Annotated in this window: 21 protein-coding genes and 1 riboswitch; of the genes, 11 read left to right on the top strand and 10 right to left on the bottom strand. The window is 61.0% G+C overall.

All coding sequences use genetic code 11. The annotated features are described in order from the left end of the window. Positions 1–9 precede the first annotated feature (9 nt). Together madL and madM are read left to right on the top strand one after the other, a co-directional pair. Positions 10–414 (top strand): malonate transporter subunit MadL, encoded by a 405-nt coding sequence (gene madL / locus KUA23_RS28160; RefSeq protein WP_034109908.1) that lies wholly within the window; start codon positions 10–12, stop codon positions 412–414. Between the two features lies 1 nt (position 415). Beyond that, on the top strand, positions 416–1,180 hold the full coding sequence (gene madM / locus KUA23_RS28155; RefSeq protein ID WP_010207194.1) for a malonate transporter subunit MadM: 765 nt from the start codon (positions 416–418) through the stop codon (positions 1,178–1,180). Positions 1,181–1,303: 123 nt separating this feature from the next. Here madM and KUA23_RS28150 read toward each other — a convergent pair whose 3' ends face one another. Continuing rightward, positions 1,304–2,218 (bottom strand): LysR family transcriptional regulator, encoded by a 915-nt coding sequence (locus KUA23_RS28150; protein ID WP_100491958.1) that lies wholly within the window; start codon positions 2,216–2,218, stop codon positions 1,304–1,306. A gap of 144 nt (positions 2,219–2,362) precedes the next feature. Between KUA23_RS28150 and trhA the strand changes: the two genes are divergently transcribed. Further along, positions 2,363–2,980 (top strand): PAQR family membrane homeostasis protein TrhA, encoded by a 618-nt coding sequence (gene trhA, locus KUA23_RS28145; protein ID WP_078050540.1) that lies wholly within the window; start codon positions 2,363–2,365, stop codon positions 2,978–2,980. Positions 2,981–3,004: 24 nt separating this feature from the next. Here the strand turns inward: trhA and KUA23_RS28140 are convergent, their stop codons facing one another. Then, on the bottom strand, positions 3,005–3,907 hold the full coding sequence (locus tag KUA23_RS28140) for a LysR family transcriptional regulator (protein WP_252993175.1): 903 nt from the start codon (positions 3,905–3,907) through the stop codon (positions 3,005–3,007). 108 nt (positions 3,908–4,015) lie between these two features. Between KUA23_RS28140 and KUA23_RS28135 the strand changes: the two genes are divergently transcribed. The 3 genes from KUA23_RS28135 to KUA23_RS28125 are packed head-to-tail and all read left to right on the top strand — an operon-like array spanning position 4,016 to position 6,535. Then, positions 4,016–5,239, top strand: a complete 1,224-nt coding sequence (locus KUA23_RS28135) for a D-amino acid dehydrogenase (protein ID WP_252993174.1) — start codon at positions 4,016–4,018, stop codon at positions 5,237–5,239. A 9-nt stretch (positions 5,240–5,248) separates the two neighbouring features. Further along, positions 5,249–5,599 carry a RidA family protein gene (locus KUA23_RS28130; RefSeq protein WP_099493109.1) on the top strand — a complete coding sequence of 117 codons (351 nt, stop codon included), beginning with the start codon at positions 5,249–5,251 and terminating at the stop codon, positions 5,597–5,599. A 33-nt stretch (positions 5,600–5,632) separates the two neighbouring features. Then, a complete protein-coding gene (locus KUA23_RS28125; protein ID WP_252993173.1) occupies positions 5,633–6,535 on the top strand; it encodes a transporter substrate-binding domain-containing protein in 903 nt (300 codons plus the stop codon). A gap of 3 nt (positions 6,536–6,538) precedes the next feature. Here KUA23_RS28125 and KUA23_RS28120 read toward each other — a convergent pair whose 3' ends face one another. Next, the gene (locus tag KUA23_RS28120) at positions 6,539–7,258 is read right to left on the bottom strand and encodes a 16S rRNA (uracil(1498)-N(3))-methyltransferase (protein WP_252993172.1); all 720 of its coding nucleotides are present in this window, start codon (positions 7,256–7,258) and stop codon (positions 6,539–6,541) included. A gap of 123 nt (positions 7,259–7,381) precedes the next feature. Next, complete coding sequence (locus KUA23_RS28115; protein WP_252993171.1) at positions 7,382–8,788, bottom strand: adenosylmethionine--8-amino-7-oxononanoate transaminase; 1,407 nt, start codon at positions 8,786–8,788, stop codon at positions 7,382–7,384. A gap of 273 nt (positions 8,789–9,061) precedes the next feature. Between KUA23_RS28115 and KUA23_RS28110 the strand changes: the two genes are divergently transcribed. Next, positions 9,062–9,613, top strand: coding sequence for a cytochrome b (locus KUA23_RS28110; RefSeq protein WP_078050533.1), 552 nt, complete (start codon positions 9,062–9,064; stop codon positions 9,611–9,613). Between the two features lie 32 nt (positions 9,614–9,645). After that, on the top strand, positions 9,646–10,224 hold the full coding sequence (locus tag KUA23_RS28105; RefSeq protein WP_021492687.1) for a YceI family protein: 579 nt from the start codon (positions 9,646–9,648) through the stop codon (positions 10,222–10,224). A 224-nt stretch (positions 10,225–10,448) separates the two neighbouring features. On the opposite strand, the gene rhlE2 is transcribed toward KUA23_RS28105, so the two are convergent. From rhlE2 to ahcY, 5 genes are all read right to left on the bottom strand, one after another. After that, entirely contained in the window at positions 10,449–12,332 is a 1,884-nt protein-coding gene (gene rhlE2, locus KUA23_RS28100; RefSeq protein ID WP_078050532.1) for an RNA helicase RhlE2, read from the bottom strand. 221 nt (positions 12,333–12,553) lie between these two features. Continuing rightward, positions 12,554–13,345 (bottom strand): substrate-binding periplasmic protein, encoded by a 792-nt coding sequence (locus tag KUA23_RS28095; protein WP_099493103.1) that lies wholly within the window; start codon positions 13,343–13,345, stop codon positions 12,554–12,556. A gap of 63 nt (positions 13,346–13,408) precedes the next feature. Beyond that, positions 13,409–14,491, bottom strand: coding sequence for a hypothetical protein (locus KUA23_RS28090; protein ID WP_252993170.1), 1,083 nt, complete (start codon positions 14,489–14,491; stop codon positions 13,409–13,411). 83 nt (positions 14,492–14,574) lie between these two features. Further along, positions 14,575–15,420 carry a methylenetetrahydrofolate reductase [NAD(P)H] gene (metF, locus tag KUA23_RS28085; protein ID WP_071494443.1) on the bottom strand — a complete coding sequence of 282 codons (846 nt, stop codon included), beginning with the start codon at positions 15,418–15,420 and terminating at the stop codon, positions 14,575–14,577. Between the two features lie 167 nt (positions 15,421–15,587). After that, positions 15,588–16,997, bottom strand: a complete 1,410-nt coding sequence (ahcY, locus tag KUA23_RS28080; protein WP_078050529.1) for an adenosylhomocysteinase — start codon at positions 16,995–16,997, stop codon at positions 15,588–15,590. Between the two features lie 21 nt (positions 16,998–17,018). Further along, positions 17,019–17,125: riboswitch (S-adenosyl-L-homocysteine riboswitch) on the bottom strand. Positions 17,126–17,323: 198 nt separating this feature from the next. Here ahcY and KUA23_RS28075 point away from each other — a divergent pair. From KUA23_RS28075 to KUA23_RS28065, 3 genes are all read left to right on the top strand, one after another. Continuing rightward, the gene (locus KUA23_RS28075) at positions 17,324–17,728 is read left to right on the top strand and encodes an acyl-CoA thioesterase (RefSeq protein ID WP_003194988.1); all 405 of its coding nucleotides are present in this window, start codon (positions 17,324–17,326) and stop codon (positions 17,726–17,728) included. Between the two features lie 98 nt (positions 17,729–17,826). Then, on the top strand, positions 17,827–19,743 hold the full coding sequence (locus KUA23_RS28070; protein ID WP_252993169.1) for a patatin-like phospholipase family protein: 1,917 nt from the start codon (positions 17,827–17,829) through the stop codon (positions 19,741–19,743). Positions 19,744–19,814: 71 nt separating this feature from the next. Further along, positions 19,815–20,702, top strand: coding sequence for a formate/nitrite transporter family protein (locus tag KUA23_RS28065; protein WP_078050527.1), 888 nt, complete (start codon positions 19,815–19,817; stop codon positions 20,700–20,702). On the opposite strand, the gene KUA23_RS28060 is transcribed toward KUA23_RS28065, so the two are convergent. Further along, on the bottom strand, positions 20,696–21,955 hold the full coding sequence (locus KUA23_RS28060) for a cation:proton antiporter (RefSeq protein WP_078050526.1): 1,260 nt from the start codon (positions 21,953–21,955) through the stop codon (positions 20,696–20,698). The genes KUA23_RS28065 and KUA23_RS28060 overlap by 7 nt on opposite strands. Positions 21,956–21,967: the final 12 nt, after the last annotated feature.

The raw sequence follows: 21,967 nt of genomic DNA, 5'->3' as shown, positions 1-21,967 counted from the left end.
ACAACAACAATGATTATCTACGGTGTGGCATTGCTGGCGATCTGCACGCTCGCGGGCGTGATCATGGGCGACATGCTTGGCGTGTTGCTGGGCGTCAAATCCAACGTGGGCGGGGTGGGCATCGCGATGATCCTGCTGATCTGCGCCCGCCTGTGGATGCAAAAGCGCGGCGGCATGACCAAGGATTGCGAAATGGGCGTCGGCTTCTGGGGCGCCATGTACATCCCCGTGGTAGTGGCGATGGCCGCGCAACAAAACGTCGTGACCGCCCTGCACGGCGGCCCGGTGGCGGTGCTCGCCGCGATCGGGTCGGTGGTGGTATGTGGTTGCACCATCGCCCTGATCAGCCGCACGCACAAGGGTGAACCGCTGCCCGATGAAGAGCCGCTGATCGCACCGGCAGGAGGTCGCTGATATGTGGGATCTCATTGAAAAAGGTTTGGAACACAACGGCCTGATTACCGCGTTTGCCTTCGTTGGCGTGGTCATGTGGATTTCGGTGGTGCTGTCCAAGCGCCTGACCTTCGGGCGTATTCATGGCTCGGCGATTGCCATTGTCATCGGCCTGGTCCTGGCCTGGGTCGGCGGCACGATCACCGGCGGCCAGAAAGGCCTGGCGGACCTGGCGCTGTTCTCCGGGATCGGCCTGATGGGCGGCGCGATGCTGCGGGATTTCGCCATCGTCGCCACCGCGTTCGAAGTGCAAGCCACCGAGGCGCGCAAGGCCGGGATGATTGGTGTGATTGCACTGCTGCTCGGCACGATCCTGCCGTTTATCGTCGGTGCAAGCATGGCCTGGGCCTTTGGTTATCGCGATGCGATCAGCATGACCACCATTGGCGCGGGTGCCGTGACCTATATCGTCGGCCCGGTGACCGGTGCGGCGATTGGCGCGACCTCGGATGTGATGGCGCTGTCGATTGCCACCGGGTTGATCAAGGCGATTCTGGTGATGGTTGGCACGCCGGTCGCAGCGCGCTGGATGGGCTTGGATAACCCGCGTTCGGCAATGGTGTTTGGTGGGTTGGCCGGCACGGTGAGCGGTGTGACGGCGGGCTTGGCGGCGACGGATCGGCGGCTGGTGCCGTATGGCGCGTTGACGGCGACGTTCCACACCGGGCTGGGTTGCCTGCTCGGGCCTTCGTTGCTCTATTTCATCGTGCGCGGGTTGGTTGGGTAAGTTTGGACTTTGTGTTGCTAGTTAGGGCCTCTTCGCGAGCAAGCCCGCTCCCACACTTGACCGAGTTCCAGCATGAGAATGCGGTCAAAATGTGGGAGCGGGCTTGCTCGCGAAAGCGGTTTTTCAGGCTTGGCGATTGGCATACATCCGACACTCCGCCAATAACGCCAGCAAGTTCGGGTCCCTTTCCTTGGCCTTCAGGAACACCACACCAATATGCTGCTGCAACCGATACCTGGGTTGCAGCGGTATCAGCTTCACGCGGTTTTCATACACCGCCGCAATCCTACCTGGCAGCAGTGCATAACCCACGCCCGAGCTGACCATGCTCAGCAGCGTGAAGATGTCATTGACCTGCATCGCCACCTTCGGCTCGAACCCCGCCTGCTTGAATACGCGATTGCCATCCTGGTGCGTGGCGAAGCCTTGGGTGAGGGTGATGAAGGTCGCGTCGCGCACGTCGGCAAGGTCGATCTCGCGCTCGCGGTCGAAGGGGGAATCGGCGGGGGTGGCGAGGAAAATATCATCGGAAAACAGCGCAATCTGTTCGCAGTCGGGGTCGTTGGCGTGTTCGTCCAGGGAGATGAGGATCGCGTCCACTTCCATGTTCTTGAGCTTGTAGAGCAGGTCGAAGTTGGAGCCCAGGATCAGGTCGATGTTGAGTTCGCTGCGGCGGATCTTCAGGCCCATGATCAATTGCGGCACGGTTTTCACCGTCAGCGAATACAGCGAGCCGAGCTTGAAGCGCTCGGCGGAAAAACCGGCGGCTTCGCGGGTGAGGCGCACGCTGTCGACCACATCGGCAACCAGTTTTTGCGCGCGCTCTTCCAATACGTAGGCGCTTTCCAGCGGCGTGAGGTTGCGCCCTTCGTGTTTGAACAGCGGGCAGCGCAGGGCGTTTTCCAGCGAGTGGATGGCGCGGTGCACGCTGACGTTACTGGTTTGCAGCTCGGCGGCGGCGCGGGCCAGGTTGCCGGTGCGCATGAACGCCAGGAAGATTTCCAGTTTCTTGAGGGTGAATTCTTCGTCGATCAGCATGGCCGTGGCTCTTGTTCGAATGCTGTCGATTGTGCCCGCAAAACCGCACGGCGTCCTCGGAACGTCATAAGCCGCTTGCACTCTTATGCGCAAGGTCGGACGCTTGCCGGTCAGTGCTTAACGATTACAGGAGGCCAGTGACAGATGTACCACGGGGAACGCTTCAACGCCTGGAGCCATTTGCTCGGTGCAATCGCGGCGTGTATTGGCGCCGTGTGGATGTTGGTGGTGGCGAGCCTGGACGGCAGCCCCTGGAAGATCGTCAGCGTGGCGATCTATGGTTTTACCTTGATGGTGCTGTACAGCGCGTCCACCGTGTACCACAGCGTGCAGGGGCGCCGAAAAGAGATCATGCAGAAGGTCGATCACTTTTCGATCTACCTGTTGATTGCCGGCAGCTACACGCCGTTTTGCCTGGTGACGCTGCGCGGGCCATGGGGCTGGACGCTGTTCGGGATTGTATGGGGGCTGGCGGTGATCGGCATCCTGCAGGAGATCAAGCCGCGCTCCGAGGCGCGCATCCTGTCGATCGTGATCTACGCGGTGATGGGTTGGATTGTGCTGGTGGCGGTCAAGCCGTTGATGGCGGCACTGGGTATGGCAGGGTTTATCTGGTTGGCTTCAGGCGGGGTGTTGTACACCGTCGGCATTATCTTCTTTGCCCTGGAACACCGCCTGCGCCATTCCCATGGCATCTGGCACCTGTTTGTGATCGGCGGCAGCCTGCTGCACTTTGTGGCGATCATGCATTACGTGCTGTAGGCGCCGGCTTGCCAGCTCATAGCTTTATAGGCGTTGCAGCAGGTCATGGGCGCGCTGGCCGAAGATCTCCAGCAGGTTGGCCAACATATGAGGCGGTGGTTCGTCGGCGCGGGTCAGGGCGTACAGGGTGATCGGCAGCGGCGGGGTCAGCGTGCGAATGCAGGTAGTCGCGGTCGATGCACCGAGGGCGGTGAAGGGATCGATGACCGTCAGGCCGGCGCCGGATTCGACCATCGCGCGGGCCAGCGAGTAGGTCTGCACCGAGATCGTTACGCGCGGCGGTGGGTCGACATTTTCCAGGTAGCTGTCGAGTTTCGCTGCCAGTGGGTCCGCGCTGGAAAGGCCAATCAGCGGCGCTCCCGCCAGGTCAGCCAAGGCCAAGGGGCTGCTCAGTTCGGCTTCAGACCAATAGCCGCTGGACGCCAATGCCACCAACACACCGTTGGCCAGCACCTGCGTGGTCAGCCCCGGATGGCCGGAGAAGTTCAGCGTCAGCGCCAAGTCAATCTCACGCATCAGCAGCTTCTGCACCAGCTCGCGGCTATGATCGCTGGACAGTTCGCAAGCTATGTCCGGGTAGGCGTGCTTCCACTCCAGAATCGCCGGCGGCAGCAGCGACAGGGCCAGCGCCGGGATCGCGCCGATGCGCACACTCTGGCCCGGTGCACGGCGCAGGCTCTTGGCCAGGCGGCGCACGCCTTGCAGGCTTTCGGTGACTTTCTCGACTTCGCTTTCCAGCGCCAGGGCTTCTGGCGTGGGCTGCAACTTGCCGCGCACGCGCAGAAACAGGGGGAAGCCCAGCTGCAATTCGGCGTGCTGCAACACCTTGGTGACGGCGGGCTGCGATACGTGCAGCAATTGCGCGGCGGCGCTGACGGAGCCGGTCTGGCGTATAGCCTGGAAGATTTCGATATGACGCAAGCGCATAGCGAGTCCATAACCTTTGTTTATAGGTGGTCCATCTTTATTCATTGTCGGTGGCCTGTCACCTGCCCCTAGGCTTGAGGCCTCTTGATTCAACGGCGGGCGGCAAAGATGGTGTGCATCATTGGCGGTGGGGTGATTGGTCTGGCCAGCGCTTACGCGTTGGTGCGTGCAGGTCACGAGGTAACGGTGATCGAGGCGCGCGAGACCCTGGGCAGCGAAACCAGTTTCGCCAACGGCGGGCAATTGTCCTATCGCTACGTGGCACCGTTGGCCGATGCTGGCGTGCCGCTGCAAGCCATTGGCTGGTTACTGCGCGGTGACTCGCCGCTCAAGCTGCGCCCACGCCTCGACCCCCAGCAATGGCGCTGGATGGCGGCGTTCCTGGGCGCCTGCCGTGGCTCGGTGAACAAACGCAATGCCGCGCACCTGCTGCGCCTGGCCTCCCTGAGCCAGGACACCTTGCAGCAATGGCGCGACGACGACCACCTGGACGGCTTCGACTGGCGACGCAACGGCAAGCTGGTGACCTTTCGCAACCCCAGGTCCTTTGAACAGGCGCGCAGCAAGGTCACTGATATCCTGCAACAGCAGGTGCTGTCTGCCGCCGATTGCGCGCGCCTGGAGCCAGCGCTGGCGGGCGGTGGATTTGTCGGCGGGATCTATACGCCCAATGAAGAGGTCGCCGATTGTCATGCCTTCTGCCAGCGATTAGCGGCGCGGCTGCAAGCGTCGGGGCGTTGCACCTTTTTGTTGGGGCGCAAAGTCACCAGGATTCGCCATGCCGAGGGCGCGGTACAGGCTATCGAGATAGGGGATGAAGTAATGCCGGTCGAACACCTGGTGCTGGCGGCCGGGTATCGCAGCGCCGAGTTGGGCGTGCCGTTGCCGCTGTACCCGCTCAAGGGCTACAGCCTCAGCGTGCCGATTGGCGCGCAACACCAGGCGCCGAACGTGAGCATCACCGACTATGACCGCAAGATCGTCTACGCGCGTATCGGTGAACAACTGCGGGTCGCGGCCATGGTGGACATCGTCGGCTTTGACGCCAGCCTCGAACCCAAGCGCCTGGCGCTGATAAAACGCCAAGCCCTGGAGACGTTTCCGCTGGCCGGCGATTATGCCCACGCAGTGGAGTGGGCCGGTATGCGCCCGGCCACCCCGACCGGTGTGCCGCTGATTGGCGCGAGCGTCTACCGCAACCTGTGGCTGAACCTGGGCCATGGTGCACTGGGTTTCACCCTGGCCTGTGGCAGCGCCCAAGTGCTGGCCGAACTGATCGGCCAACACGTTCCTTCCATTGATATGCAGGGCCTATCGCCCCGCGCCGCCTGAGGATGTTCCATGACCATCAACCGAATCAACAGCAACGAACGTCTCTCGGGTGCCGTGACCTTCAAGGACCTGGTATTTCTCTCCGGCCAGGTGCCCGGTGACGGGCAGGATGTGGCGAGCCAGACCCAGGAGGTGCTGGACCGAATCGACGCGCTGCTGGCCCAGGCGGGCAGTGACAAGGACCACCTGCTCAACGCCACCATTTACCTGAAGGACATCGGCACCGGTTTCGCACCGATGAATGCGGTGTGGTCCGCGTGGCTGTCGCCGGGCATGGCGCCCACGCGCACCACCCTGCAAGCGGAGCTGGCACGACCGAGCGTGCTGGTGGAAATCAGCGTGATCGCTGTACGTAAATAACTCAAACAATTCAAACAACAACGGAGCATAACAATGAAAAGAATCCTGTTGGCCGGCTGCACCCTGGGGCTTTTATTCGGCGCACAGGTCCAGGCGAATGAAGCGCCCTTGGGCGGCACGCTGGAAAAGATCGGCAACGCCAAGTCCATCACCCTGGGCTATCGCGATGCGTCGGTGCCGTTTTCTTATGTGGGCGATCACAGCGGCAAACCCATGGGCTACTCGGTAGACCTGGCGAACAAGATCGTCGAACGTATCCAACAGAAAACCGGGGTGGCGAAGCTCAATGTGAAGTACAACCTGGTGACGTCGCAGACCCGTATCCCCTTGGTGCAAAATGGCACCGTCGACCTGGAATGCGGCTCCACCGGCGTGACCGCCGAGCGGCAGAAGCAGGTGGCGTTTTCCTACGGGTTTATCTACGTGAAGGGGCAACTGCTCACGGCCAAGGACAGCGGTATCAAAGGCTTTCCCGACCTGGCAGGCAAGAACGTGGTGACCACCGCGGGCACCACCAACGAGCGCTTTCTCAAGAGTTACAACGCCGAGCACAAAACCAACATGTTCGTGATCAGCGCCAAGGACCACGGTGAAGCGTTCAAGATGCTCGAAACAGGCCGCGCTGTGGCGTTCTACATGGACGACGCGTTGCTCTACGGCGAGCGCGCCAAGGCCAAGGACCCACACAACTGGGTCGTGGTGGGCGAGGAGCAATCGCGCGAAATCTACAGTTGCATGGTGCGCAAGGACGACCCGCAGTTTCTGGCGGTGGTCAACGAAACACTCGCCGACCTGTACCGCAGTGGCGAGATCAACGGGATTTACCAACGCTGGTTTGAACAGCCGATTCCGCCCAAGGGGCTGAACCTGGAGTTTCCGATGACCAGCGAGCTAAAGGCGATCATTGCCAAGCCGGTCAGTGACCCGGTGGAGTAAACCCTAGAAGTCGCCCCACAACTGTTGGGCGACTGCCAACGCCACCACCGGTGCCGTCTCGGTACGCAGCACGCGCGGGCCGAGGCGGGCGGCGTGGTAGCCGGCGGCTTGGGCGCTGTCGACTTCATTATCGGTCAGCCCACCTTCAGGGCCGATCAGAAAGGCTAGGCTGGAAGGCTTGGCGTGACTGACCATTGGCTCGGCCACCGGGTGCAGCACCAGTTTCAAATCCGCCTCGGTCTGCTTCAACCAGTCCGCCAGCAAGAGCGGTGGGTGAATCACCGGCACCGTGGAGCGCCCGCATTGTTCGCAGGCGCTGATCGCCACTTGGCGCCAGTGCAGCAGGCGTTTGTCGGCGCGTTCATCCTTGAGGCGCACTTCGCAGCGCTCGCTGAAAATCGGCGTGATCGCATTGACGCCCAGTTCGGTCGCCTTCTGTATCGCCCAATCCATACGTTCGCCACGGGACAGGCCCTGGCCGAGGTGGATGTGCAGCGGCGATTCGGCCTGGCCCGCAAAGCTTTCGGTGAGTTGCACGGTGACGCGCTTTTTACCGACTTCCAGCAGGCTGCCCAGGAACTCCTGGCCCGAGCCATCGAACAATTGCACGGCATCGCCTTCGCCCATGCGCAGCACGCGACTGATGTAGTGCGCCTGGGCTTCGGGTAGCTCATGGTCGCCGAGGCTGAGCGGGGTATCGGTAAAAAAGCGGGACAGTCTCATTTCTGTTCTCTGGAAAATAGGGTGTTCCTGTAGGAGCCGGCTTGCCGGCGACAAGGGCGTTGGCGCTGCGCTGAATTACGGGCCCCATCGCCGGCAAGCCGGCTCCTACACGGGTGTGAGTGATCAACCGGGATCGCGGAAGCCTGGGTGAAAGTCCTTCGGCACGGCAACACTGACCTTGCTGTTGGTGGCGATATCGATGCCTTCGCTGGCGACTTCGGCGAGGAAGTCGATCTGCTCCGGCGTGATCACATAGGGCGGCAGGAAATACACCACGCTGCCCAATGGACGTAACAGTGCGCCGCGTTCCAGGGCGTGTTCGAACACCTTCAGGCCACGGCGTTCCTGCCACGGGTAGGCGGTCTTGGTAGCTTTGTCCTGCACCATCTCGATGGCCAGCACCATGCCGGTCTGGCGCACTTCCGAGACGTGAGGATGGTCCACCAGGTGCGCGGTGGCCGTGGCCATGCGCTGGGCCAGGGCCTTGTTGTTCTCGATGACGTTGTCTTCTTCGAAAATATCCAGCGTCGCCAACGCCGCCGCACAGGCCAGCGGGTTCCCCGTGTAGCTATGGGAATGCAGGAAGGCGCGCAGTGTCGGATAGTCGTCGTAGAACGCGCTGTACACATCTTCGGTGGTAACCACGGCCGCCAGCGGCAGGTAGCCGCCGGTGAGGGCCTTGGACAGGCACAGGAAGTCCGGACGGATGCCGGCTTGCTCGCAGGCGAACATCGTCCCGGTACGGCCGAAGCCGACGGCGATTTCATCGTGGATCAGGTGCACGCCGTAGCGGTCGCAGGCTTCGCGCAGCAGTTTGAGGTACACGGGGTGGTACATGCGCATGCCGCCGGCGCCCTGGATCAGCGGTTCGACGATCACGGCGGCGACGGTATCGTGGTGCTCGGCGAGGGTCTGCTCCATCACCTGGGCCATCGTGCGCGAGTGGTCTTCCCAGCTCACGCCCTCGGGGCGCAGGTAGCAGTCCGGGCTCGGCACCTTGATGGTGTCGAGCAGCAGCGCCTTGTAGGTCTCGGTAAACAGCGGCACGTCGCCCACCGACATCGCGGCGATGGTTTCGCCGTGGTAGCTGTTGGTCAGGGTGACGAAGCGCTTCTTGTTCGGCAGGCCACGGTTGAGCCAATAGTGGAAGCTCATCTTCAGCGCGACTTCGATGCACGACGAGCCGTTGTCGGCGTAGAAGCAGCGGGTCAGGCCCTCGGGTGTCATCTGCACCAGGCGCTCGGACAACTCGATCACCGGCTGGTGGCTGAAACCGGCGAGGATCACATGTTCCAGCTGGTCGACCTGGTCCTTGATGCGCTGGTTGATACGCGGGTTGGCATGGCCAAACACGTTGACCCACCAGGAACTGACGGCATCGAGGTAGCGCTTGCCTTCGAAGTCTTCCAGCCAGACGCCTTCACCGCGCTTGATCGGGATCAGCGGCAATTGCTGGTGGTCTTTCATCTGGGTGCAGGGATGCCAAAGCACGGTGAGGTCGCGTTGCATCCACTGGTTGTTCAAGCCCATCGGTTATCTCCTCGAAGCGGTCCTGCGGCGGGCGCAGGTGAATCAATCGCGCAAGCCTATGCAATGGTGGCTCGAGTCACAACCTATTGTGAGTGAATTCGCGGTAAACACAGGACGGTCTGTCACGTTTCTTAGGAATAGTCCTTAATCCGTCGTTAACTTATTGTGCCTAGGCTCCAGATCGTATTTCTCGATATTTCAAAGCGAAATTTTCCGCTTTAATTCGATAGGTAAATCGCTAGTCTTGGGCACAGCTCTTACGGGATTTGGGACATGCAGCTACGTAATTCATCGGCCCGCTATGGTTGGGTCAGCATTGTTTTGCACTGGGGCGTCGCCCTGGTGGTGTTTGGCCTGTTCGCCCTGGGCTTGTGGATGGTCGGTCTCGACTACTACAGCGCCTGGCGCAAAGACGCGCCGGACCTGCATAAGAGCATTGGCATCACGCTGTTCGCCATCATGCTGGTGCGTATTGTCTGGCGGCTGGTGAGCCCACCGCCACCACCGCTGGCCAGCTACAGCCGCATGACCCGTATCGGTGCTGCATTTGGCCACGCGTTCCTTTATCTCGGGCTGTTTGCCGTGATGATCGCCGGTTACCTGATTTCCACCGCAGACGGTGTCGGTATCCCGGTGTTTGGCCTGTTTGAGATTCCTGCCGTGGTTTCCGGGCTACCGGACCAGGCAGATAACGCAGGCCTGGTACACCTGTACCTCGCTTGGGTGTTGGTGGTCTTCGCCGGCTTGCATGGCGTGGCTGCGTTCAAACACCACTTCATTGATCGTGATGCGACCCTGGTTCGTATGCTGGGGCGCAAAGCCTGATGTTCAACCTCGACTCACAAGGAATAGAAAGCATGTTGAAAAAGACCCTCGCCGCTCTGGCAATCGGTACTGCCCTGCTGTCCGCAGGTCAGGTGATGGCAGCTGACTACAAGATCGACAAAGAAGGCCAGCACGCCTTCATCGACTGGAAAATCAGCCACCTGGGCTACAGCTTCATTCACGGTACCTTCAAGGATTGGGATGGCACGTTCAGCTGGGATGCCGCCAAGCCAGAGGCCAGCAAAATCGCGGTCGACGTGAAAACCGCCAGCCTGTGGTCCAACCACGCAGAACGTGACAAGCACATCGCCAGCAAAGATTTCCTGGACGTTGCCAAGTTCGCTGATGCCAAGTTCGTCTCCACCGCAGTCAAGTCCACCGGCGACAAAACCGCTGACGTGACCGGCGACCTGACCTTCCACGGCGTGACCAAGCCGGTGACCTTCAAGGCCACCTTCAACGGTGAGGGCAAAGACCCGTGGGGCGGCGAGCGTGCCGGCTTCAACGCCAAGACCACTGTCAACCTGAACGACTTCGGCATCAAAGGCCCAGGTCCGTCCTCGCAGACTGTGGACCTGGACATCTCGCTGGAAGGTGTGAAGCAGAAGTAATTTCTGTTTTTACACGAAAAAACCGGATCCTGAGATCCGGTTTTTTTATGCCTGGAATGCAATCAATGTGGGAGCTGGCTTACCTGCGCTGCGGGCACCTCGGAGCATCAGGCACACCGAGTCAATGCAATCGCAGGCAAACCAGCTCCCACAGTTGATTTGTGTTGAGTCAAAAAAAATGCCCCGTCTCGAAAGAGGCGGGGCATTTTTATCGGCGTTGAAAATCAGCGATTGCGGGTCAGCAGCGCTGGTTTTTCACCACGAGGACGGCCTGGCAGTTGATCCAACTGCTCGGGTGTCGGGAAGCGGTCAGCCTTCGACTCCTTGTGGATGATCTTTGGCGCCGGGCCACCGCGTGGGTTCTGCACGGCCGGTTCGGAGGAGCGAGGCTGGTCGTCACGGGCTGGGCGACGGTTGTTGCTGCGCGAGTCTTCGCGGCGAGCCTGGCCGTCACGAGGTGCACCGTTACGCGGGCCGTTGCGCTTGGCAGGCGGCGTACCGGTGGTGCCGCCGCTGCTGTTGCGCGGGCCGTTCTGGCGGCCGCCTTGTGGTTGGCCGCCACGTGGAGCGCCTGCGCCTGCACCCTGTGCCGGGGCACCTGGACGACGGCCACGGCCTTGGGCCGGTTTGGCCTGTGGCACGTAGTCAACGCGGTTACCGAAGTTATCCACATCGTCGTCGAGGAACTCGTCCGGCGCACGGTCGGCAGCAGCGCGTGGTGGCTGGCTCGGCTGGCGCTGTTCGCGGGCCGGGGTGCCTTCACGGGGTTTCTGCTCACGGGCTGGGCGTTCGCCACGGCCACTGGAGGCGGATTTTTCCTTGCCTTTGTCTTTGCCTTTGTCGCGACGACCGCCGCCACCACCGCCGCCGTTCGGGCCATCGCCCTTCGGACCACGTGGGTTGCGCGGGTTGCGCACGTCCGGACGCTCGCGCGCTTCTGGCTTCTCGGCCTCCACGGCGCTGGCATCGAAGCCCATCAGGTCGCCGTCGGCGATTTTCTGCTTGGTCATGCGCTCGATGCTTTTCAGCAGTTTTTCTTCGTCTGGTGCGACCAGGGAGATGGCTTCACCCGAGCGACCGGCACGGCCAGTACGGCCGATACGGTGCACGTAGTCTTCATCGACGTTGGGCAGCTCGAAGTTGACCACGTGCGGCAGTTGGTCGATATCCAGGCCGCGGGCGGCGATATCGGTGGCAACCAGGATGCGCACAGAGCCGGCCTTGAAGTCGGCCAGTGCCTTGGTGCGCGCGTTCTGGCTCTTGTTGCCGTGGATGGCGACGGCGGTGAGGCCGTGCTTGTCCAGGTATTCGGCCAGGCGGTTGGCGCCGTGCTTGGTGCGGGTGAACACCAGCACCTGTTCCCACGCGCCGGCGGTGATCAGGTGGGCCAGCAGCGCGCGCTTGTGGCTGGCGGCCAGGCGGAAGACGCGTTGCTCGATCCGCTCGACCGTGGTGTTCGGCGGCGTGACTTCGATGCGTTCCGGGTTGTGCAACAGCTTGCCGGCCAGGGCAGTGATGTCCTGGGAGAACGTTGCCGAGAACAGCAGGTTCTGACGTTTGGCCGGCAGGCGGGCGAGGACCTTTTTCACGTCATGGACAAAGCCCATGTCGAGCATGCGGTCGGCTTCGTCCAGCACGAGGATTTCCACGTGGGACAAGTCGACGCTGCCTTGGCCACACAGGTCGAGCAAACGACCCGGGCAGGCCACCAGTACGTCGACGCCACGGGACATGGCCTGAACCTGTGGGTTCATGCCGACGCCGCCGAAGATGCAGGCGCTGACGAACTTCAAGTCGCGGGCATACAGCTTGAAGCTGTCGTGCACCTGGGCGGCGAGTTCGCGGGTTGGGGTCAGGACCAGTACGCGTGGTTGGCGCGGGCCGTGACGCTGGGATTTGTCCGGGTGACCGTTGGGGAACAACCGCTCCAGAATCGGGAGGGCGAAGCCGCCGGTTTTACCAGTACCTGTCTGAGCCGCAACCATCAGGTCGCGACCTTGCAACACGGCGGGAATGGCCCGCTGTTGCACCGGAGTAGGCTCGGTATAGCCCGCTGCCTCGATGGCGCGGACTAAAGCCTCGGAGAGACCGAGGGAAGCAAAGGACATGAGTAATCCTGTTTTAGTTAGGGCTTGGCCCAAAGGGATAATCTTGCCGGGCGTGAATGGCGCTTAGGGGAGCGCAACCCCGTCCGGTCCTGCTGCGTCTGGCGGGCACTCCACCGGCTCGCGCGGGCTGAAAGCTGCGCTGTAGCGGGGTTGGGTGCCTTTTTCAAGACCTCAGCGGCCGGGCGTGAGCCTGGCGGAAAGGCCGGAGTATAACAGAGCAATCAGGGCGCGCTGCTTTCCTGCTGCTCAACGGTGCGTCCAGACCCCGTATTCGCCTGGATTCCACCATATTTGGCGCTCAAGGCACTATAGGCCGGTTCCTGTTTGAAGCGTTTGAGCTCGGCGGCAAACCGTTGTACCAGCAGGTCCATGCCCGCGCCACGGCGTACAGCGAGGAACTGCGGCTGGCGGCTGACCACCGCCGGCGCCTGGCTGACCTTGCCCTCCAGGCCCAGCGCCTTGATCACATGCTGGCCCACTCGACGGTCGGTGATCACCATGTCGATACGTCCCAGCATCAGTTTGCCGAAGTTGGCCTCATGGCTGGGGGCCGGTTCGCGGTTGAACAGGCCGGAGTCGCTGAACTCTGCACCGTACAGGTAGCCCGGCGAGGTACCGACGGTAAGGCCGCGCAGGTCTTCGAGGCTTTGGGCTGGGTGGGGACGCTCATTGGCATAGAAGAGCACGAACTCGACTTCCGACAGCGGTTCGCTGGGGTACAGCAGCAAGGCGTCGCGCTCATGGCTGTGGAATATATCCAGCGCCCCGTCGGCCTGGCCCTGGTCGAGCATGACCAGGCAGCGCTTCCAGGGCAGGAACTGCCATTGCACGTCCACCCCCAGGCGCTGGAACACGATCACGGTGGTCTCGTAGTCCAGCCCGTGCATGGTGCCCTGGTCCTCATACACGTAGGGCGCCCAGGGCTCGGTGACAATGCGCAGTTTCTCGCCATAAGCGGCCAGGCTCAGGCAAGTGAATAAGGCAGCAGTCAACAACTTCAGAATGACGGGCATGCCCTGAGGTTACGACGCCCCGCCGTTAAAGAGAAGCTCTGCAACAAGCATCTGCGGGCGATGCTATTTGGTCTCTGAGGTCATCAGGTGTTCGTAGATGGCTGCGCGTCGCTCGCCGAGAATCAGGCGCACCAGCGGGTTGGCGAACCAGTGTTCCAGTTGGTGCGCGTCAACCGGGCATTGCTGGCGCTCTTCCTGATTCTGTCGCGCTTTGTCCCACCAAACCGGGCCACACGCCTGATCGAACTCGTTTTCGTGTTCGTAGCAGCCGTAGAGAATCTCGCGGATAAATTGCTGCTTGCGCTTGGGCAGCGCCAGGGTGATCAGCTTGTACATCAGGCGCTGCAGGCGCGGTGGACGGGGCAGGTGGGCGGAGACCTTGCGGGTATCGGCCAGCGCCTGGTCGCAGGTGGGGGCGGTGGCGTGCTTGTTGATCCAGGCCCTGACTTTGGCGCGAAACAGCTGTTTGCGGCTCCAGTAATGATGGATCAGGTCCGGGCACTGGCGCACGTTGACGTGACGGTACGCGGCAACCGACAGGCAGAACTCTTCCAGGGTGTAGGCACCTTGGGCCATTGGAAACAGCTCGTCCATCAGCTCGATCGAATGATCCAGCAGGTGCGCGTCCTGCCGGGCCATGCCCATGACGCCGGAGTTGAGCAGCCACATATCGTCGTCGGCGACACCTTTGTCGGCCAGGTGCTTGGCCAGGGATTCATACAGCACGCTTTCGCGGTTATCACCGTATTTGGCGTGGAAAGCATTGCACAGCAGGGTGCCGGGGGCGACGCGTTCGAACAGCGCCATCGGCGAGTCGTGGAAGAACGTGTCGGTATCGATCAACAAGGCCCGTTCCGCGGTTTCCAGCACTTGGCGCAACAGCACATGTTTGGTTCGGAAATGGTAGCCGTGGGGCTCGCTCCAGCGTTTGCGCGTGGCGTCATCCAGGGTGTGGACCTGCACCGGCAAGCCCGCGTAGGGTGCCGGGTTGTCGCTGAACACCTGGATGTCCAGCGGCATGTTCGCGGTACCGCCCAGGTGTGACAGGGCGCTGGCGATGCTGAATACCGCTTCCTGATGATAGGTCTCGGCCCCGAATACCAGGTAAACCAGCTGAGGGCGGTGAGTCAGTGACGCTGTATTCATTTACTGCAGGCATCCATTCCGGGGGGAGATAAACAAAAAAAGCCCCCGTATAAACGGGGGCCTGGGGGCTGCTTGAACAGACCTCAGCGCGGCAGCTTGAGGTTGTTCCAGATGGCCAGGCTCGGTTCAGCCTGGTTAAGGGTATAGAAGTGCAGCCCTGGTGCGCCACCTTGCAACAATTCTTCACACATTGTGCTGATGACCTGTTCGCCAAACGCCTGGATGCTCTTGACGTCGTCGCCATAGGCTTCCAGTTGCTTGCGCACCCAACGTGGGATCTCGGCACCGCAGGCGTCAGAAAAACGTGCCAGCTTGCTGTAGTTGGTGATCGGCATGATGCCCGGCACGATCGGGATGTTCACACCCATGGCCCGTACACGCTCGACGAAGTAGAAGTAGCTGTCGGCGTTGAAAAAGTACTGGGTGATCGCGCTGTCGGCGCCTGCGTTGGCCTTGCGCACGAAATTCTGCAGATCGTCTTCGAAGTTGCGGGCCTGGGGGTGCATCTCCGGGTAAGCCGCCACTTCGATATGGAAGTGATCGCCGGTTTCCTCACGAATGAAGCTCACCAGGTCATTGGCGTAGCGCAGCTCACCGCTGGCCATGCCCATGCCGGACGGCAGGTCGCCACGCAGGGCGACGATGCGCTTGATGCCGGCGGCCTTGTATTGGGTCAGCAGGCCGCGCAGGTCGGCCTTGCTGTCGCCCACGCAGGACAAATGCGGAGCGGCGGGAACTTTGACTTGGCTTTCCAGCTGCAACACGGTGTTGATCGTGCGATCGCGGGTCGAGCCACCGGCGCCGTAGGTGCAGGAGAAGAAGTCGGGGTTGTAGCTGGCCAACTGCGTGGCAGTCGCCATCAGTTTTTCATGCCCAGCATCGGTCTTGGTCGGGAAGAACTCGAAGCTGTAGCGACGGTCTTGGGACATGGTCGTATCCTTGGAAACTCAAAACTGGAAGGCTTACACCGTCAATGTGGGAGCGGGCTTGCTCGCGATTGCGGTGGGTCAGTCATGATTGCTTCGACTGACACTCCGTATTCGCGAGCAAACCCGCTCCCACACAAGCCCGCTCCGACAGGGAGAGAGCCGGTTACTTAGTAACGGTAAGCGTGCGGCTTGAACGGACCTTCAACGGTCACGCCGATGTAGTCGGCCTGGGTCTTGGTCAGTTGAGTCACGACGCCGCCGAAGCCGCGGACCATTTCCAGGGCCACTTCTTCGTCGAGTTTCTTCGGCAGAACTTCCACAGTCAGGCGCTCGGCTTTCTCAGCTGGCGACAGGTCGGCGTATTTCTGGCCGAACAGGAAGATCTGGGCCAGTACCTGGTTGGCGAACGAGCCATCCATGATGCGGCTCGGGTGGCCAGTAGCGTTGCCCAGGTTAACCAGGCGGCCTTCAGCCAGCAGGATCAGGTAGTCATCGTTCTGTGGGTCGAAATCACCCGCACCGGTACGGTGAACCTTGTGGACCTGTGGCTTCACTTCTTCCCATGCCCAGTTCTTGCGCATGAAAGCAGTGTCGATCTCGTTGTCGAAGTGACCGATGTTGCAGACCACGGCGCGCTTCTTCAGGGCTTTGAGCATGTTCGCGTCGCAAACATTCACGTTACCGGTGGTGGTGACGATCAGGTCGATCTTGCCCAGCAGGGCCTTGTCGATGCTGGCTTCGGTGCCGTCGTTCTGGCCGTTGATGAACGGCGAGACCACTTCGAAACCGTCCATGCAGGCTTGCATGGCGCAGATCGGGTCGACTTCGGAAACTTTCACGATCATGCCTTCCTGACGCAGGGACTGGGACGAACCCTTGCCCACGTCACCGTAGCCGATCACCAGCGCTTGCTTGCCCGACAGCAGGTGGTCGGTGCCGCGCTTGATGGCATCGTTCAGGCTGTGACGGCAGCCGTATTTGTTGTCGTTCTTGCTCTTGGTCACCGAGTCGTTGACGTTGATGGCCGGGATTTTCAGCTCGCCCTTGGCCAGCATGTCCAGCAGGCGGTGTACGCCGGTGGTGGTTTCTTCGGTCACACCGTGGACGCGGTCCAGGATCTGCGGGTACTTCTTGTGCAGCAGCTCGGTCAGGTCGCCGCCGTCGTCGAGGATCATGTTGGCATCCCAAGGCGCGCCATCTTTCAGGATGGTTTGCTCCAGGCACCACTCGTACTCTTCTTCGGTCTCGCCTTTCCAGGCAAATACCGCGATACCGGCAGCAGCGATGGCGGCAGCGGCCTGGTCTTGGGTCGAGAAGATGTTGCAGGACGACCAACGCACTTCGGCACCCAGGGCAACCAGGGTTTCGATCAGCACGGCGGTCTGGATGGTCATGTGGATGCAGCCGAGGATCTTCGCGCCCTTGAGCGGTTGCTCAGCGGCGTACTTGCGACGCAGACCCATCAGGGCCGGCATTTCGGATTCGGCGATAAAGGTTTCGCGACGGCCCCAGGCAGCGAGGGACATGTCGGCGACTTTGTAGTCGTTGAAATCTGCAGGCGTGATTACAGCGCTCATAGAGAGCCTCCATTCGTAGTGTGCGAATGGGCGCCGTTGTGCGTTTAGTATCAGGCCAGGTAAACCAGGCCGGACAACGCCCCATGCGAGCCTGACAGGTTGAACCTGCTGCAGCGCCCCTCGGACAGGTGGCGGGAGAACGGTATCAATTGAAGATGACCGTTTTGAAGCGGGGGCGATTATAGCCGTGTACGCGGCACATCCCAAGCCTTTCTGTCGGCCATATGAAGATCGCGCATGGGCTTGATAGGCAATGGCGCATAGAGCTTGGGGCCGGGCTCTGCCATGATGTTGACCATCATTTCGCAACATGCTTTGGAGTGACCATGAACTTCCACACCCGCAAATGGGTAAAACCCGAAGACCTCAACCCCAACGGCACCCTGTTCGGCGGCAGCCTGCTGCGCTGGATCGACGAAGAAGCGGCCATCTACGCCATCGTCCAGTTGGGCAACCAGCGCGTCGTGACCAAGTACATCTCCGAAATCAACTTTGTCAGCGCCTCGCGCCAGGGCGACATCATCGAACTGGGCATCACGGCCACCGAGTTCGGCCGCACCTCCATTACCCTGACGTGTGAAGTGCGCAACAAAATCACCCGCAAAAGCATCCTGACGGTAGAGAAAATGGTCTTCGTCAACCTTGGTGAAGATGGCCTGCCAGCACCTCATGGCCGCACCGAGATCAAGTACGTGAAAGACCAGTTCAAGGACGACAGTCTTCCCGAGTAACCCTGGCCCGGGTTGATTTGTTTTACCAAACCATTCCGGGTGGACCCATCCCAGGCTCTCGCGTCACTCAGGACTACATCCTGTAGAGAGAGCCGTGTATGAAAGTGTCCAGTTCTAATGCCAATTTTCAGTCTCAACAGTCTGAAGGTGTCGATAAAGATGTAAAGACCTCTCTGGTCAACAGCGTAGGCGAGCGCAAGGTGAGCCTTGTTCGCTTCAGCGATGGCCGGGTGGAAGTGACCCTGTCGCCGCCGCCGCTTGCACACTTGGTATTGAGTGGCGGTGGGGCGAAGGGGATTGCATTTCCGGGCATGGTCCGGGCGCTTGAAGACCACCAAGCATTGGGCGGCGTAAACGTAATTTCCGGCTCATCCGCAGGGGCGATCTCTGCTGCGTTGCTGGCCAGTGGCATGGATGCCAAGGCCTTTGAAAAGTTGTCGAACAGCGTCAACCTGCCTGAATTGCTGAACAGCAAAACCCCGTTGATTGCCAAGCTGCAGAATGCCAGTGCTGAAATTGGCAAATGGGCGGGACGCTTGCCTGGGCCGGCCGGCAACATTGCGCAATTACTGTTCACCCTCCTGCCGCGTCTGCAAACCGAAGCGCAACCTCTTGAAGACTTGATTGGCAGTGAAGCGTGCAAGTCGCTGCTGGCACAGATTGCAGGAACATCTCGGGAAAGCCGGCCAGCTGAAGTCATGAAGATTGCCGACCGGCTCAGTGCGGGGAAGGGGCCCACCTTTCGCGACATAGAGGTGTTGAGTCGCCACATTCCGGCGGTCAAGCAGCTCAATATCACGGGTACCGGCATGTTCGATGGCCGGCCGCAGTTGGTGGTCTTCAACACCAGCACCACCCCGGAGATGGACATTGTCCGGGCGGCTCATATTTCCGGCTCATTGCCTGGTCTGTTCAAAAGCCCGAAGGAGCAAGGCCACGCCTTTCAGGAGCATGCTGAGCAAACGGCATTTCAGGATGGTGGGCTGCTGGTCAATACACCCTCTTCTGCGGTGATTGATCCGTCTTTTCCAGAAAGCCCCCTGAGCAAGACCGAGTCGCTGGTCGTCAAGTTCGAATCCGATAAGCCGGAGCCTGCAAAGGGAGGCAGCGTTGTGAGTGGCCTGGTCGATACCCTCATTGGTGTCTCGCATGCGGCCGCGGTGGGGTATCAGGAAGACAAGCTCATGGCCCAGGCGGACCAAACCGTCGTGTTACCGCTGAAGTCCGACAAGGGCGATTTTCGCGGCATGCTGGGCGGCACGGTTAATTTCACCATGACCGACGCTCAGAAACAGCATTTGCAGACATCGGCGTGTACGGCGGTAGGCGCGCACCTGGAAAAGCGTGCCGAGCTCCGTGAGCGCTATCCATTTCAGTCATTGGACGACGCTGTATTGGCCATGGACGATGAAATGCTGGCGAGCGTCGAGAATGATCTGAAGAAAGATCCTGCCGCCAAGGATGTGCTGATGTTTCGCCAGAGCGCGCAGCAAGCCATGCAAGCGATGGATGTCGCCATTACCGAAGCCAATCAGGCCAGTGACAAACTGACGGTGACCCCCAAATTGGCGGCGGCGTTGCGTAACCTCGATGCACTGGCGCGGCGTCCCGAGCATTTCGAATGGTTTGGGCGGCGTCTCAATGCAGCCGGCAAGCCCAATTTTCAGCAACTCCTGCAAGTGATGAGCAAGCAGTCACCTGGTAACGCAGAGGCATTGTCGAAGGTTATGACGAGCGCGGTTGTGCAGATGAAAAGGCGCGATCTCGCGGTTAAATCCGAAAATTTCACGCGGGAAGTCATTTACCCGTCGCTTTATCGTCCGGGCCAGCCGGCAGCCAACGTCGAGTTGCTGCGAGGTGCGGCACGTGACTTGGCGGATGCCAAGACGCCACAGGCGTTCAACAACGTGCTCGACGGCATCGTCAAAGACTACCCGGCGCGCAATAAGCCCTGGAGTGCTCCGTTCAGCTCTACCACGGTGGAAGCGGCCAAGGCCTGGCGCATCCCGGTTTAGTTGCATGGTCACTGAACAGCCACCGTCGCGGCGTGTCGTAGCTACAGGCACCCCTCGGACTCTGGAACATCATGGCCACCAACGCAGACGGCAAGACCCCCAACCTGTCGCAGGAAGAGCAACAGGATGTCGACAAGAACCAGCCACCCCGCGCGGCGGTTTTACATGAAATCATCCGCACCCAGGGCGATCAGGAACTGGAGCGCAGTGTCGCCGCCTTGTGGTGGTCGGCACTGGCCGCCGGGCTAACCATGGGGCTGTCGCTGATGGCGATGGGATTGCTCAACTCGCGCCTGCCGGAAGGCGAAGCCTTCAAGGTGATCGCCAGCTTTGGTTACTGCGCAGGCTTCCTCGCGGTGATCCTCGCGCGCCAGCAATTGTTCACCGAAAACACCCTGACCGCCGTGCTGCCGGTGATGAGTAAACCCACACTGGGCAATGCTGGAAGACTGCTGCGGCTGTGGACAGTGGTGCTGGTGGGCAACCTGTGCGGCACCCTGCTGGTGGCGTATGTGATGCTGCACCTGCCGATCTTCGACACCAAGACTGACCTGGCCTTCCTCGAAATCGGGCGCAAGATCATGGAGAACGATGCCGGCCAGATGTTCGCCAAGGGCATTGTGTCCGGCTGGATGATCGCCACCATGGTGTGGATGATCCCCTCCATGGAAAGCGCCAAAATGTGGATCATCATCCTGATCACCTACCTGATGGCCCTGGGTGATTTCACCCATATCGTCGTCGGTTCGGCCGAGGTGTCGTACCTGGTGTTCGCCGGCGAATTGCCGTGGAAGGATTTCTGGCTGGTGTTCGCCGGGCCGACGCTGGCGGGCAACATCATTGGTGGCAGCTTTATCTTCGCGCTGATCAGCCATGCGCAAATCCGCAGCGAGGGCAGTTTGCCGGGTAAAAAGGCTGCGGACCCGAGGCATCCGCAGCAGATCGACAAGGATCAGTGAGCGTCAGGCGTGGCCTGGGGCTCGTCCCGGGTCACGCGCTTGACCAGCTTGCCGATGCTCAACCCCTGCAACAGGATCGACGACAGCACCACAATGTAGGTGATGCTCAGCAGCAGGTCGCGCTCCGGGCCCAGCGGCAGGGCCAACGCCAGTGCCACCGAGACGCCGCCGCGCAGGCCGCCCCAGGTCAGGATGCGGATGGTCCCGCGTGGCACCGTGCGCCAGCGACGCAACAGCAGGATGGCCGGTGCAACCGTGAGCAGGCGCGACAGCAGGATTGCCACGGCCAGCAGGCTGGCGGCGAACACGTGCAGCCAGTTGAATGGCAACAGCAGCAGCTCCATGCCGATCAGCGCAAACAGCAGCGCATTGAGCATGTCGTCGAGCAATTCCCAGAAACCGTCCAGGTAGCGACGGGTCATGTCGTTCATCGCCAGCTTGCGCCCGAGGTTGCCGATGATCAGGCCGGCGACCACCATCGCAATCGGCGCCGAGACGTGCAGCTCAGTAGCCATCGCCGAACCGCCGATGACCAGGGCCAGGGTCAGCATCACCTCGATCTGGTGCTGCTCGATGCTCTTGATCATCAGGTAAACGAGGTAGCCGATCAGGCCCCCGAACACCACGCCGCCAATCGCCTCATGGGCAAACAGCATGGCGGTGGCGCTCACGGTCGGCGTTTCGCCCAACTGTGCAATGCCCAGTAAAACGGTAAACACCACCACCGCCGTGCCGTCGTTGAACAGCGACTCGCCGACGATGGTGGTCTTCAGGGGCTTGGAGGCATTGGCGGTTCGCAGCACACCCAGCACTGCAATCGGGTCGGTGGGGGAAATCAGTGCGCCGAACAGCAGGCAGTAGAGGAAGCTCACGTGCCAGCCAAACAGGGCAAAGATGTAATACGCCAGGCTGCCGATCACCACGGTCGCGATCAATACGCCGAAGGTAGCCAGCAGGCCGATGGGCCAGCGGTAGCTGCGCAGGTCGTTCAGGTTCACGTGCAGGGCGCCGGCGAACAGCAGGAACGAGAGCATCCAGTTCATCAGCAAATCGCCGAAGTCGATCTGGCCGATCAGTTGCTGGATGCGTTCCTCCAAGCCTGGATAGCCGAGAAAGCTCAAGCCTTGCAGGATCAGTGAAAACACCAGGGCCGTGACCATCACGCCGATGGTGGGCGGCAGGCCGATAAAACGGAAATTCACATAGGTGAGCAGGGTGGTGAGGCAAATAAAAGCGGCGACAAGTTCAAGCATCCGGGGTCCTTG

Source organism: Pseudomonas pergaminensis (assembly GCF_024112395.2).
Classification (GTDB): Bacteria; Pseudomonadota; Gammaproteobacteria; order Pseudomonadales; family Pseudomonadaceae; genus Aquipseudomonas; species Aquipseudomonas pergaminensis.
This window is presented reverse-complemented; position numbering and strand designations above follow the sequence as displayed.

What these genes read in the sequence shown, in the direction of transcription:
- madL (WP_034109908.1), top strand. Translation starts at nt 10, where the DNA reads ATGATTATCTACGGTGTGGCATTGCTGGCGATCTGCACGCTCGCGGGC.
- madM (WP_010207194.1), top strand. Translation starts at nt 416, where the DNA reads ATGTGGGATCTCATTGAAAAAGGTTTGGAACACAACGGCCTGATTACC.
- KUA23_RS28150 (WP_100491958.1), bottom strand. Translation starts at nt 2,218, where the DNA reads ATGCTGATCGACGAAGAATTCACCCTCAAGAAACTGGAAATCTTCCTG.
- trhA (WP_078050540.1), top strand. Translation starts at nt 2,363, where the DNA reads ATGTACCACGGGGAACGCTTCAACGCCTGGAGCCATTTGCTCGGTGCA.
- KUA23_RS28140 (WP_252993175.1), bottom strand. Translation starts at nt 3,907, where the DNA reads ATGCGCTTGCGTCATATCGAAATCTTCCAGGCTATACGCCAGACCGGC.
- KUA23_RS28135 (WP_252993174.1), top strand. Translation starts at nt 4,016, where the DNA reads ATGGTGTGCATCATTGGCGGTGGGGTGATTGGTCTGGCCAGCGCTTAC.
- KUA23_RS28130 (WP_099493109.1), top strand. Translation starts at nt 5,249, where the DNA reads ATGACCATCAACCGAATCAACAGCAACGAACGTCTCTCGGGTGCCGTG.
- KUA23_RS28125 (WP_252993173.1), top strand. Translation starts at nt 5,633, where the DNA reads ATGAAAAGAATCCTGTTGGCCGGCTGCACCCTGGGGCTTTTATTCGGC.
- KUA23_RS28120 (WP_252993172.1), bottom strand. Translation starts at nt 7,258, where the DNA reads ATGAGACTGTCCCGCTTTTTTACCGATACCCCGCTCAGCCTCGGCGAC.
- KUA23_RS28115 (WP_252993171.1), bottom strand. Translation starts at nt 8,788, where the DNA reads ATGGGCTTGAACAACCAGTGGATGCAACGCGACCTCACCGTGCTTTGG.
- KUA23_RS28110 (WP_078050533.1), top strand. Translation starts at nt 9,062, where the DNA reads ATGCAGCTACGTAATTCATCGGCCCGCTATGGTTGGGTCAGCATTGTT.
- KUA23_RS28105 (WP_021492687.1), top strand. Translation starts at nt 9,646, where the DNA reads ATGTTGAAAAAGACCCTCGCCGCTCTGGCAATCGGTACTGCCCTGCTG.
- rhlE2 (WP_078050532.1), bottom strand. Translation starts at nt 12,332, where the DNA reads ATGTCCTTTGCTTCCCTCGGTCTCTCCGAGGCTTTAGTCCGCGCCATC.
- KUA23_RS28095 (WP_099493103.1), bottom strand. Translation starts at nt 13,345, where the DNA reads ATGCCCGTCATTCTGAAGTTGTTGACTGCTGCCTTATTCACTTGCCTG.
- KUA23_RS28090 (WP_252993170.1), bottom strand. Translation starts at nt 14,491, where the DNA reads ATGAATACAGCGTCACTGACTCACCGCCCTCAGCTGGTTTACCTGGTA.
- metF (WP_071494443.1), bottom strand. Translation starts at nt 15,420, where the DNA reads ATGTCCCAAGACCGTCGCTACAGCTTCGAGTTCTTCCCGACCAAGACC.
- ahcY (WP_078050529.1), bottom strand. Translation starts at nt 16,997, where the DNA reads ATGAGCGCTGTAATCACGCCTGCAGATTTCAACGACTACAAAGTCGCC.
- KUA23_RS28075 (WP_003194988.1), top strand. Translation starts at nt 17,324, where the DNA reads ATGAACTTCCACACCCGCAAATGGGTAAAACCCGAAGACCTCAACCCC.
- KUA23_RS28070 (WP_252993169.1), top strand. Translation starts at nt 17,827, where the DNA reads ATGAAAGTGTCCAGTTCTAATGCCAATTTTCAGTCTCAACAGTCTGAA.
- KUA23_RS28065 (WP_078050527.1), top strand. Translation starts at nt 19,815, where the DNA reads ATGGCCACCAACGCAGACGGCAAGACCCCCAACCTGTCGCAGGAAGAG.
- KUA23_RS28060 (WP_078050526.1), bottom strand. Translation starts at nt 21,955, where the DNA reads ATGCTTGAACTTGTCGCCGCTTTTATTTGCCTCACCACCCTGCTCACC.